The 13,132-nt window shown below is 37.7% G+C and carries 10 protein-coding genes and 1 pseudogene; 7 read left to right on the plus strand and 4 right to left on the minus strand.

Annotation, left to right across the window (positions count from 1 at the left end):
- Window positions 1-93: 93 nt before the first annotated feature.
- The 4 genes and pseudogenes from AAG807_RS14395 to AAG807_RS14410 form a co-directional block, all read right to left on the minus strand.
- Window positions 94-2,013, minus strand: a complete 1,920-nt coding sequence (locus AAG807_RS14395) for a histidine kinase (RefSeq protein ID WP_341905319.1) — start codon at window positions 2,011-2,013, stop codon at window positions 94-96.
- A 326-nt stretch (window positions 2,014-2,339) separates the two neighbouring features.
- Complete coding sequence (locus AAG807_RS14400) at window positions 2,340-2,795, minus strand: hypothetical protein (RefSeq protein WP_341905322.1); 456 nt, start codon at window positions 2,793-2,795, stop codon at window positions 2,340-2,342.
- Window positions 2,796-3,568: 773 nt separating this feature from the next.
- Window positions 3,569-3,763 carry a GDCCVxC domain-containing (seleno)protein gene (locus AAG807_RS14405; RefSeq protein WP_043024033.1) on the minus strand — a complete coding sequence of 65 codons (195 nt, stop codon included), beginning with the start codon at window positions 3,761-3,763 and terminating at the stop codon, window positions 3,569-3,571.
- A gap of 63 nt (window positions 3,764-3,826) precedes the next feature.
- A pseudogene (locus AAG807_RS14410) lies at window positions 3,827-4,222 on the minus strand (MerC domain-containing protein); the annotation flags it as partial.
- Here AAG807_RS14410 and AAG807_RS14415 point away from each other — a divergent pair.
- The 7 genes from AAG807_RS14415 (at window position 4,207) to AAG807_RS14445 (ending at window position 12,746) form a co-directional block, all read left to right on the plus strand.
- Window positions 4,207-4,512: a hypothetical protein gene (locus tag AAG807_RS14415; RefSeq protein WP_341905324.1), complete on the plus strand. Its 306-nt coding sequence runs from the start codon at window positions 4,207-4,209 to the stop codon at window positions 4,510-4,512. The pseudogene AAG807_RS14410 and the gene AAG807_RS14415 overlap by 16 nt on opposite strands.
- Window positions 4,513-4,567: 55 nt before the next feature.
- Complete coding sequence (locus AAG807_RS14420) at window positions 4,568-6,760, plus strand: TonB-dependent receptor (RefSeq protein WP_013685246.1); 2,193 nt, start codon at window positions 4,568-4,570, stop codon at window positions 6,758-6,760.
- Between the two features lie 2 nt (window positions 6,761-6,762).
- Window positions 6,763-7,560 carry a cation diffusion facilitator family transporter gene (locus AAG807_RS14425; protein WP_013685245.1) on the plus strand — a complete coding sequence of 266 codons (798 nt, stop codon included), beginning with the start codon at window positions 6,763-6,765 and terminating at the stop codon, window positions 7,558-7,560.
- Between the two features lie 321 nt (window positions 7,561-7,881).
- Window positions 7,882-8,556, plus strand: coding sequence for a response regulator transcription factor (locus AAG807_RS14430; protein ID WP_341905330.1), 675 nt, complete (start codon window positions 7,882-7,884; stop codon window positions 8,554-8,556).
- Window positions 8,553-9,830: a HAMP domain-containing sensor histidine kinase gene (locus AAG807_RS14435; RefSeq protein ID WP_341905333.1), complete on the plus strand. Its 1,278-nt coding sequence runs from the start codon at window positions 8,553-8,555 to the stop codon at window positions 9,828-9,830. The genes AAG807_RS14430 and AAG807_RS14435 overlap by 4 nt, the downstream gene beginning before the upstream one ends.
- Before the next feature lie 53 nt (window positions 9,831-9,883).
- On the plus strand, window positions 9,884-10,327 hold the full coding sequence (locus tag AAG807_RS14440; RefSeq protein ID WP_341905335.1) for a PepSY-like domain-containing protein: 444 nt from the start codon (window positions 9,884-9,886) through the stop codon (window positions 10,325-10,327).
- Window position 10,328: 1 nt separating this feature from the next.
- Window positions 10,329-12,746: a TonB-dependent receptor gene (locus AAG807_RS14445; RefSeq protein WP_341905338.1), complete on the plus strand. Its 2,418-nt coding sequence runs from the start codon at window positions 10,329-10,331 to the stop codon at window positions 12,744-12,746.
- Window positions 12,747-13,132: the final 386 nt, after the last annotated feature.

Raw genomic sequence — 13,132 nt, forward strand, 5'->3', positions numbered from 1 at the left:
TGACCGACCACAACGAAAGTCGAACACCATAATAGGAGATCTTTATTTGATCTTTTGAAAGTTGTGTAAGACCACAGAATTTCCAGTGAAATCTTACAACAAGGTCTGGTAAGGAATCTTGAAAAGAACTTTTACGCCTTGCAGTTCCTCGTTGATATCACTCAAATTAATCACTTCAAAGGTTGTATTCGTTCCTCCCAGTGTTCTAATTCCCGCAATGCGTTCTTCGGTGATGGTTGTTGCTAAAGACTCATGGCCTTCGTGCTTCTTCAATAAATTGTTCAACCCTACTCCATTGTCTTCGATCTCAAACAGTAAATAGTCTGCTTCTTTTGCAAACCGGATAGAGATCTTTCCTACCTGGTTATCTTTGAACAATCCGTGTTCCAATGAATTTTCAATAAATGGCTGCGACAACATGGGCTGAATGAGCACGTTTTCATCATCAATATCATCACTTGAGCTGATTTCCCACTCCAATTTGTCTCCAAAACGCAGTTTTTGGATTTCCAGGTAGCGTTCAAGTAAGTGCTTTTCTTCCGCCAGCGTAACCTGGTCCTTGCGAGAAAATGTCAGTATCATGCGCATCAACTCGGAAAACCGGCTCAAATATGTCGCAGCTTTCATCGGATCTTGCTTGTAAATAAAGTTCTGAATGGAATTCAGTGAGTTGAAAATGAAGTGTGGGTTCATTTGTGAGATCAGCAGTTTTTGCTGCAGGTGAATATTTTTTTCCCTGGCTTTGATCCGGTTATTTCGAATCACAAGTACAAATACAACAACCAATAGAAGTGATAACAACACAATCCCAATAATGAAATAGCGATTGGTAGAAAGCTTCAATTGATTGATCTCATTGACTTGTTTCAACTCTTTGTTTTCCTGTTCTTTTTTGTCTGTTTCATATTTCTCCTTCAGGTTGGCAATTCCATACTGTGTTTGCTGATCATAAACGACAAATTCAGCGTTTACAGCCTGTTCATAAGCCTCAATTGCCTGCTCGTATTGTTTCAATCCTTTATAAGCGATAAAAAGAGTATACTGCAACATCCCTTTTTCAGAATCCAGTCCTTGCTTATTTTCAAGTAATGATAATCCTTTTTTTGCTGCTTCAATTGCTTCCGGAAAACGATTGCTATCTCTGTAAAAAACACTTTTTATCCGGTAAAACTGTGCCTGAACTGCAACACTTTTAATCTGGGAGAAATACTTTCCGCTTTCTTCAATTAATTTCTCTGCCTGGTCCAGTTTTCCAAGCCCCTGGGCAAGTAAAGCAGCGTTTGTGGTTCCTTGTGCGAGTAGTCCTGCGTCGTTTAATCCTTGCTGAAGCACAAAAAAAGTATCAATGTACTTTTGTGACATGACGTTTTCATTGCTGTTCAAGTAGAGTGTAGAAAGGGTGATTGCCGTCATAGACGCTTCTCTTTTTGCACCGGCTTTTACAAGCATTTCAAATCCCTGTTTTTGCAGTTTGATACCTTCCATTGGCTGTGTACCGAAAACGATCATTCCCAGCTGAGACATACACAAACCCTCCTGGGTTTTGTTTTTTATCAAAATACTGATATTTAAAGCCTTGTATGCCAGTTTGGTTGCTAGCTCATTATTACTGGTTTTAAAGGCGTTAAATCCTTGCTGACGCAGGGTTTTACACATCCCAAGCCGATCGTTTTTCAAACTAAAATACTCATATGCCAGACCGGCATACTTTTTAGCTTTATCCATTTCCTGCTGCCGTTCATAATATTTTGCATACAAGAGGTCCGCGGTGGCCATACCGTATTGGTTCTTTTTCTGTTTACTGTATCGATAAAGCCGGTCAATGTAGTTTTTGGTTTCCGTCTCGGATTTCTGCCAAATACTCAGGTTAATTATTTTCTCCCACAATTCTATTTTCTCCCTTTCAACAGAAACCTTCGCGACTTTCTGAAGCAAACCGTCAATTTCATGACCTTTTACTGTAAAAGATAAAAGACAAAGAGACAGGATTCCGATAAATTGGGTGATTTTCATTTTAAGGCAATTTTATTAATGAGAAAGCATTATTAACAGGACAAAATTAAGAATATTAAGCATAAAACCCTTTTACAATAAGGGTTTTGTGCCAGGTGGCATCTAAATTCAATCTTGTATTTATAAATGGTTCAATCACCAACCCGAAGACCTTTTCACACTTTCATGGTGGTTTTAGAAACGTAATGAGAGATATTTCGAACTATTTGGTGGAGGATTTAAGGAAGTTAATATAAGTGACCGATTTCTAACGGTTTCCAAATAGGCAAAGGCGCCTTTTCAAATATTAGTTTTTTGGCACTTCTGTTTATTTGGTGTTATGAGCATTATTTAACCCGTACTATATCTGTATAAATTCCTCTGCTATTTTCTTTAGTAAATTGAACTACTATGGTGTCGTTTTTATTCACGAAAAATACGCGCTTATCGTTTTTATGTTTTATAACAATTGTTTCCCCTAAAACTATTTGTTCCCTAACTTCATCATCAACAGAATCAGAATGTAAGTCGCCAAAAACAAAACCACCGCGACAATCTTTAAACAACAGATACATTACACCCTTCCCATTGTTCTTAATATCGAAAATAGTATCATTGACTACAAGCTCTTTACTTGGGAAAACTACATTATTGAGTGGTCTACATATACAAGTTTCACAAACATAGTTTTTATAAATTAAGTTGTAAAACATAATGCATAAAGGTATCAACGCAACTAAAATAAAAGGGAAATAGTCCCTTAGTTTATTGCTTAAGTTATCAGGTTTAAATTTATTACTCATAACTCGCTTATATACATAAATCCAACTACTTACAAACAATTAAAATTGGATTTCATACTGAATTTCAAATGTTTTTGCGAATAGTTCTCGTTACGTTATTGCCCAATACTACACAATAATTCTGAAAATCAACTCTCTATTGAAAAATTACCGAAAGAAATTGAACTTGAAATCCAATAGGATTCGAACCGCTTCGAATATTTAGAAAACTGAATAAAATCAATGGTTTGCGGGAGGTTTTACTTCGCCACCCTCTCTGACGGAGTCTGATACTCGTCAGAGTCATCAGACCTTAATCCTCCCTCGAGGGAGGAAAATCAAATTGAAACTTCGAACACCCCATTTCCTCCTCGGAACAAAAATCGATACCTGTCTAACAAATTTCTCCAGCGGACACTAGCCCAATTACACGACCCGAAAATCTCAAAGAGTACCCGAAGTCGTCACCCGTCCTTCCAAACGATTCGAAGGAGCGATAATCTGCCGGTGCGGTTGCCAATTCCGGAAAGTGCTTGTCATTTGGGATCCTGATCCCTTCTTTCCGTGAATAGGCCCGCACGGGCAGATTAGCTGAACACCGTAATTGGGCCAAGGCAGTTTTGCCTACTTTTTCTGCCTTGGCAAAAAGTAGGAAGGGTTTAATCTGAAATCTTTATGGAATGAAAAAGGGAAGCTTTCGCTTCCCTTGTGACCTCAAGCGGGGAAACTTCTAACTTTTTGATGGAAGATTTGGAGCGTATATTGCAACTGGAAACTTTGGAAAACAATATTCTTTAACAACAGCTTTCACCCTTTTGAATTGGTGGACACTTTACTGTTCCATAACTACAATAAACACAACAATCACCCTTTAATGGTTTGAGTACAGTTTTGCAATTTTCACATTCATAGAAGTAAGAACAAGCATCGGTTGGCATGATTTCATCTTTCTTGTGTCCGCAATTTGGACAGGTGATTGTTGAATGCAATTCTACTTCTTCTTCCGTTTCACAGCATCGACCATGTAATCTGTGGCGGTAATAATCTACAACAGTAGCAATCAAAAGTCCCAACATTCCTGCATAGAGAAAATAAACCCAATATTTACTATCGTTGAAATGGTATCCGTAAAAGATTAAAAGAGCACTCGGCATAGCGATCAGCAATGGATACATACACCTGTGTTTCCTGTATGAGATAAAGAATCCCACCAATGAAACCACAACCATTATTTGAAAAAGCCACATTGTCCAACCTCCAAAGACCTCGAAACTACCCAAACCAAGTGCGGAAGCAGCGAGTGCAAAGATTGGAAAACAACAGGGTGAAAGGATTGCAACTAACAGCATCCCAATAACTCCCCATTTACTTATGTTTTTAACTCCATTATTCATTATTGTAAAATTACAACTAAAGCGTTTATATTTGTTCAGTGAAATCTTTAGCATTGTTATTGGCTTTTTTTACGCTTTTTTCAACGGCAATTCCTTGTTGTGCATTTGATAATTGCAAGGACGAACCGCAATCGGAAAATTCTACAAACGATGAAGAAGGTTCATGTTCACCATTTTTCGTTTGTTCTTCGTGTGCTGGATTTGTAACACTTGAATCTCATTCATTGATTGCAATTGAAAATGTTGTTGTACACGATGTGTCAACAACCAATTATCCCGACTATTCTCTATCCTTTTATTCTCAAATTTGTTTGGGTATTTGGCAACCGCCAAAGGTTGGATAATAAATATACACTCACAGAGTGTTTACTCTAGTTTATTATTCAAATTACTCATATTATGCGTGTAATCATTTTACTGCTATTTGCAGTCATTGGGTGCGCACCCTTATTTGCGCAAAACACATTTAAAGCAATCATTAAAGATGCTGAATCGAAGGAAACACTTCCGAGTGTTGTAGTATTCATTAAGGAACTCAATATTTCGGGAAGTACTGACGAGAATGGCGGAATAGAATTAAACGGTATTCCGAATGGGTCGTACATTTTAGTATTCAGGTTCACAGAATATCAAGAGCGTTCAGATACGTTCAATTTCCCGATTCAAGAAAACCAACCTGTAGAAATTCTCCTACAATCCGAGGAATCCGAAGATTTGGACGAAGTGGTTATTTCGACGACAAGAAGTTCCCGAACCATTGACGACATACCAACTCGTTTGGAAGTGATCTCGGCAGAAGAACTCGACGAGAAAAACAATATGAAGCCTGGGGATGTTCGGATGCTATTGAGTGAAAGTACGGGAATCCAAACACAACAAACCTCAGCAACGAGCGCAAATGCGACTATTCGAATACAAGGTTTGGACGGACGTTATACCCAATTGCTAAAAGATGGCTTCCCCCTTTATTCCGGATTTTCTGGAGGTCTTGGAATTATGCAAATTCCACCTTTGGATTTGAAGCAAGTGGAGGTAATCAAAGGGAGTTCATCAACCCTTTATGGAGGTGGTGCAATTGCTGGATTAATCAATTTCATTTCGAAAACACCAACCGAAAAGAGAGAAATCAGTTTTCTTGTAAATGGTACGTCTGCACTTGGATTGGATGTTAGCGGATTTTACAGTCAGAAATTCAAGCGGATTGGTTTGACTGTTTTTGCTTCCCGAAATTCCAATCAAGCCTATGATCCTGCAAAAAATGGATTTTCAGCAATTCCAGAGTTTCAGCGTTACACCTTCAATCCTCGGTTGTTCTTCTATCTGAATGAAAAAACAACGCTCAATATTGGGTTCAACACTTCATTTGAAAATCGTCTTGGTGGTGATATGAAATACATCAAGGGAGAACAGGATTCTTTGCATACTTACTTTGAGAAAAACGAAACTCAACGCTATGCGACTCAATTGCAATTTGAACGAAAATTAAATGAACAATCCAAATTGGTCTTTAAGAACAGTGTTAGTTTTTTTGATAGAAAAATCACTATTCCATCTTATCAATTCGGGGGAAAACAGGTTTCATCGTTTAGTGAATTTACCTATTCATCTAATAAAGAAAAAGTAGACTGGGTAACAGGGTTGAATTTGTGGACGGATGACTTTAAAGAACCCAAGCCCGATAGCATTGGAAGCAGAGCTTATCAACTCACCACCATTGGGGCTTTTGCCCAAAACACCTATACACCTGTTGAGTGGTTCACACTTGAAACGGGGTTACGAGTAGATTATATTTCTCCTGCAACAAACGATAAATTGAAAGGAATGTTCGTTTTGCCTAAAGCATCACTACTTTTCAAAATCAATCGACATTTAACCTCTCGATTGGGTGGCGGTTTGGGTTACAAAACTCCAACCATGTTTACGGAGCAAGCAGAGAATATTACCTTTCGAAATATTGTTCCGCTAAACATTTCACAATCAAAAGCCGAACAATCGTATGGCGGGAATTTTGATGTGAATTACCGAACCCGAATTGGAGAAAAGGTTTCATTCAGCATTAACCAATTGTTTTATTACACCCGATTGGAAAGCCCTTTAATCTTGACACTTCGAGCAGATAATTTATACGAGTTCAGCAATGCAGATGGGCACATTGATTCAAAAGGAACTGAAACAAACATGAAGATTGGCTACGGGATAGCAAAATTATTCGCCGGCTACACTTACACAGACACAAAACGCCAGTATAATAATTTATCCTCTGCAATGCCTTTGACGGCAAAACATAGATTGAACCTCATTTTAATGATTGAGAAGGAAGACAACTTCCGTATTGGGCTTGAAGGTTATTATTTCAGTCCTCAACCGCTTTCGGATGGTACTTTTGGTCGTGATTACTGGATTTGCGGTTTGATGGCCGAAAAAAAATGGGAACACTTTTCGATTTACGTAAATTTCGAGAACTTTTTAGACGTTCGCCAAACCCGTTTCGGAAGTATTTACAGCGGAAGTATTAGTAATCCATCGTTTAAGGAAATTTATGCACCGATTGACGGAAGGGTAATCAATGCAGGAATCAAAATAAAGCTTTGAGCATGAAAAAATCGACATTCGCCATTACTCAAATGGATTGCTCCAGTGAGGAGCAAATGATAAAAATGAAGTTGGGAGATTTTCAAAACATCATCAAACTTGAATTTGATTTGCCTGCAAGAAAACTGATTGTTTTTCATTCCGATGAAATCACCTTGATTCATAAGGCTATAGACGAACTTAACTTGAATGCTTCTCTAATAAGCACCGAAGATTCTGAGGAATTGGTAAACCTATCTGAAGATCACGGGAAAGAACGGAAACTATTGTGGATTGTTCTAGCCGTGAACTTTTCAATGTTCGTTTTAGAGATAATTATGGGGTTTATTGCAAATTCCATGGGTCTTATAGCGGATAGTTTGGATATGCTCGCGGATGCCTTCGTTTACGCTTTGAGCCTCTATGCAGTTGGGCGATTAAGTTCTACCAAAAAACAAATTGCAAAGATTAGTGGTTATCTGCAATTGCTCTTGGCGGGATTCGGGATTTTAGAAACCATCCGAAGATTTGTAAATGTTGAGGAAGTGCCAGGATTTCAATCCATGATTGTGATTTCTTCCATTGCCTTACTTGGAAATGCCATTTCGCTTTATGTGTTACAAAAATCGAAAAGCAAGGAAGCCCACATGCAGGCAAGTATCATCTTTACGAATAACGATGTGCTTGTGAATATTGGAGTAATAATAGCAGGTGTTTTGGTCTATTTTACGAACACAAAATTGCCAGACCTTATTGTGGGAGGAATTGTTTTTCTATTTGTTGCAAGAGGTGCGTTTAGTATATTGAAATTAGCTCGATAAAAAAAACTTAACTGCCCCACTTACGGGTGGGCAAATAACTTTTTTTGTAACTAACCGAATTCTTTTTACAAAAAAACACGCTATAATTCAATGTATACTTGGGTTTTAATTAAAAGACAGATGCCCCACCAATGGTGGGGCATCTGTCTTTTTTTGTGTTCGTGACCTCAAGCGGGGAAACTTCTAACTTTTTGATGGAGGATTTGGAGCGGGTATTACAGCTAGAAACGTTAAACAGAACAACACTTTGAAATGAAAATCAAGTATTCTTCTAATCAACAATTCAGAATTTCTTCAGAATTGGAATTGTATCTTTGGTAGGTGAAGATTTTAATCATTGAGGACGAACACGAACTTGCACAAGATGTTATTGGTTATCTGACCAGTCAGGATTATCTGTGTGAACATGCGGAGGATTACAATCAAGCTATTGATAAAATTTCCGCGTACACTTACGATTGTGTTTTATTGGATTTAATGATTCCTTTCGGGGATGGTTTGGAAGTATTGGAAAAACTGAAAACTGAAAAACGCTCGGATGGCGTTATTATCATTTCTGCTAAGGGTGCACTTGATGATAAAATTAAGGGGTTACAATTAGGAGCGGATGATTATTTAGCAAAACCCTTTCATTTGTCCGAACTATCCGCACGTATCTATTCGGTTATTAGAAGAAAACAATTCGATAATTCAAATACGATTACTCACGATGATTTGACGGTTGATATGCTTTCCAAAACGGTTACGGTTGGTTCAAACATCGTTTCACTCACTAAGAAAGAATTTGATTTGTTATTGCTCTTTTTGGGAAATAAGAATAAGGTCATTTCGAAAAATGCACTGGCTGAACATCTTTCGGGAGATATTGCAGATATGTTCGATAATCATGATTTTGTTTACGCTCACGTAAAGAACCTCAAAAAGAAACTGACCGAAGCAGGATGCGAAAACTACCTCAAAACAATTTACGGAACAGGCTATAAATGGGAACTATGAGTAAACTGCTGGACAAACCTTTCAAATCATTTTCCATTTATGCACTGATTATTTTGGTGTGTAGTATTCCTGTATACTATTTCGTTGTGGATTCCATTTGGCTCGAAGAATTGGATGAACACAACTGGATCATTCGTAAACGGATGGAAAAGGGAATCCAGAAGGCTAAAATTGACGAAAAGGAACTCAACAAAACGCTTAAAATATGGAATAAACTTCAACCGGGAACTGAGTTAGTTGCCATTGATCAAAATGAGATAACGAAAAACCGCATTTACACGACAACCACTTATAATCGTTTCGAGTATGAAATGGATCGTTTCAGGGTGTTGTCGACTACTATTTGGGTCAACAATAAGCCATACCGACTGACAATCTCAACCAATGTGGAAGAAGCAGATGAAACCTTGGTTGCAATTGCCTTTGTTACGGTGTTTTTCTTCTTGTTTTTAGTCCTTGGTTTTGTCTTTCTAAATAAACGAATCTCCAAAAAAAGTTGGAAACCGTTTTACAAGACCCTCAATCAACTCAAGAACTTCGATCTAAGCAAAGATCAGCACATTCACTTTGAACAATCCGATATTGAAGAATTTGAAGAGTTGAACACAGAACTGACGATATTAATTGAAAAAAGCGCTTCAACGTTTAATCAGCAAAAACGCTTCATCGAAAACGCTTCTCACGAATTGCAAACTCCATTGTCTGTTTTAAAAACAAAAATGGATGTTTTGTTGCAGAATAACACCTTATCGGAACAAGAAGCTTCGACTATTGAAACCATTAATTCCAGTCTTTCCCGAATCTCTCGGATCAATAAAAATTTGTTGCTCCTAGCCAAAATAGAGAATCATCAGTTTACAGAAGAAACCTCCGTAAATATTCGGCAAATTCTAACCGAGAACATTGAATTGTTGGACGATTATTTTCAAAGCAAGGGAATTCAAATTCAAATAAATGTTACCTCCTATACTGTAAAATGCAACCAGACATTATTGGAAGTATTATTCAATAATCTGACCACCAACGTAATTCGACACGGCACTCAAAATGATGTTTTACGGATCAACCTAACAGGTAATAAACTGATTTTTTCAAATACAGGAACAGGTTCATTGAATCAGGAAAACTTGTTTGTTCGTTTTGGGATTTCATCTTCTGAAACAACCAATAGTGGATTAGGTTTGGCGATTTCCAAAGAGATTTGTGATCGTTACAATTGGAAGCTTTCCTATCTATTTGACAATCATTTACACGCCTTCAGTATCGAATTCTAAATGTCTTCAGAATCTGTTCTGAAGTTTGTCTCATAACTTATAAAACAAACGTCATGAAACGATTATTTTTAACAGGCGTAGTGGCTATTTCATTTGCTGGATGCAGCTCCGCTCAGAAAACAGAGAAAGAAGGAAAAGATTCTAAAATTCCTGTAACAGTTCAGGATGCCTTCAAAAAACAATTTCCTACGATTACTGATGTGGATTGGGAACAAGAAGGTCCGAATTATGAAGCTGAATTTGAAAATGGTGAAGTTGAAACTTCTGTAGTAATCAATGCTAGTGGTGTTATCTTGGAAACCGAAACAGAAATGGAACCGAGCGCACTTCCAAAAGCAATTTTAGACTATCTCGATGCTAATTACAAAGGACAGAAAGTAAAAGAAGCTGCTAAAATTGTACTGAGCAATGGAACGGTGAATTATGAGGCAGAAGTCAATAAAAAAGACCTCATTTTCGACAACACTGGTACATTCATCAAAGTGATCACTGAATAATATGAAAATCATTCATTTCCGAAATTGGATTGTCTTGATAGGGCTAATCCTTTCATCTCAGGCATTTGCTCAAAGTGGAAATGTAACGATCTCCGGAACAATTAAGGGTAAGTCAGACAATACTGCTTTACCCTATGTTCAGGTTGTTCTTAAAACGGAAATCGATTCTACTCTGGTAATCGGAACAATAACAGATGAAGAAGGTCTCTTTTCACTTTCACCCGTTAAAACTGGCAACTATGTTTTAGTGGTAACTTCCTTTGGATATAAACCATTGAGAAAACCCGTTTATGTCGGTTCACTTTCCGACTTTTTGGATTTGTCGGTTATTGCATTGGAAGTATCGGTTGAGTCTTTAGAGGAAGTTGTAATTACTGGTCAAATCGAAGAAGTAAGCGACAAGTTGGATAAGAAAGTCTTTTCGGTTGAAGACAACGTGAGCCAAAGCGGTGGATCGATTTTACAGGCAATGCAGAACCTCCCCGGCATTACCGTTCAGGATGGTAAAGTACAACTACGCGGAAACGAGAAAGTAACTATTCTGATTGATGGAAAACAAACGGCATTAACAGGATTTGGAGATCAGTACGGGTTAGATAATATTCCCGCTTCCGCTATTGAACGCATTGAAATCATCAATAATCCTTCATCAAAATACGATGCCAACGGGAATGCAGGAATCATCAACATTATAATGAAGAAGAACAGACAGGAAGGTTTTTCAGGCAAAGTTGGAATGAATGGTGGTTTAGGTGCTTTGTGGGTCAAAAAAGAAAACCTGCCTACCATTCGTCCGCAATACCAATACACCCCAAAGATCAATCCAACGCTTTCTTTGAGTTATCGGAAAAACAAAATGAACTTCTTTTTTCAAGGTGATTACTTGTATACGCAGACATTAAACAAGAATGAATTCGTTACACGAACGTATGACGACGGAACCATTATCGACCAACAAACCAAACGAAACAGAAATACACATTTCGCAAATGCCAAATTAGGTTTTGACTATTCTTTCAATGATAAGAACACCTTGACTATTTCGGGTCTTTATGGAATGGAAAAAATTATAGACAATGGCGACCAACCCTTTTTCAACAGGGATTCTTCCGACCGCATTCGTTTGTGGAAATTTTTAGAAGACGAACTCAAGACAACCGTAATGGGAACAGTCATCTATCAGCATAAATTTCAACAAGCAGGTCATGTCTTAAATACTGTGTTCAATTATACCTTTCACCGCGAAAACGAGAAATACTTCTTTGATAATATCTATCCCACTTTCACAGGACACGATGCATTCAAATTGCTTTCTGACGAACAGGTAGCAGATTTCAATTTGGATTATGTAAAACCGTTAAAGTTCGGTCGATTGGAAACAGGAGCTAAATTCCGTTACCGAACCATTCCGACAGACATGCAGTTCTATCCTGGAATTAATTCACCTTTAGACACGACTGCAGGTGGATGGGCAAATTACAACGAGGTAATTCCCGCTATTTACGGGAACTATATCGTGGATCGTAAAAAAGTAGAAGCCGAAATTGGTTTGCGCGTTGAATATGTCTTGTTAAACTATCAGGTGAACCCAAATCACAGCACGTACAAAAGTGATGGGTACAACTACATTCAGCCTTTTCCAACCATGCGATTGGCTTATAAGTTCAATGACAAAAATAAAATCTCCTTATTTTACAATCGTCGTGTAGACAGACCGAATGAGGTGGATATTCGCATCTTCCCTAAATACGATGATGCCGAAATAATCAAAGTCGGGAATCCTGCATTGAAACCGCAATTCACCAATTCATTAGAATTAGGCTTTAAATCAGCTTTGGAAAAAGGATACTTCTACACCGCTTTATACGGCAGAGAAGCAAGCGGAACAATTACCCGTATTTCAAGCACCATTGCGGGAAGTAATTTGATCTATGCCGTATTTCAGAATGCAGGAAAAAGCTACAATGCAGGTATTGAAATGACCTTTTCAATGGATGTTGCAAAATGGTATTCCTTCAACGTCAATGGAAATGTCTATTATAATCAGATCAATGCCTTTAGTGTCGAAAACAAATACCCGATTGTACACACTTTTTCTGCCGATCAACAAAGCATCTATTCTGGAAATGCAAAGTTGAACAATACCTTTCATTTCAAGAAAGATATAGATATTCAATTGGTGGCAGTTTATCTTGCGCCTGATATTATTCCACAAGGAAAAATCGATTCACGTTTTTCATTGGATCTGGGGATAAAAAAGAAAATCCAGAAAGGAAAAGGTGAAGTGTTTCTAAATGCTACCGATCTATTGAATACGATGGTTGTAAGAAAAACGATTCAAGGTGATGGGTTTAGTTACGTAAGTACCGACTATTACGAAACGCAGGTTGTGAGAATTGGATATAGTTATAAATTTTAGCATCAAATGAATACGACTTTTGAATTAAAAATTAACTGCCCACTTACAGGTGGGCAAATAAGTTTTTTCGTGGCTAAAAGCATTTTGAATAATTGAATAATTGAATAATTGAATAATTGAATAATTGAAAACTTTCTATAAACCAATCTGGACTTGGATTTGAATAAAACAATAACTGCCCCGCTATTGGTGGGGCAAGTAACTTATTATTATCCAGCTAAGCCGACCAAAAGGAATTAAAAGACAGATGCCCCACCAATAGTGGGGCATCTGTCTTTTAATTATTCGTGAACCTAAAAGGATTCGAACCGTTTTAAACAACTGGAAAAAAGTATCTGCTTTGGATTCTCATTCCCGGTCGGTCCGTCTTTGATCTGATTAAACCA

The organism is Fluviicola taffensis DSM 16823 (genome assembly GCF_943372375.1).
GTDB lineage: Bacteria > Bacteroidota > Bacteroidia > Flavobacteriales_D > Crocinitomicaceae > Fluviicola > Fluviicola taffensis_A.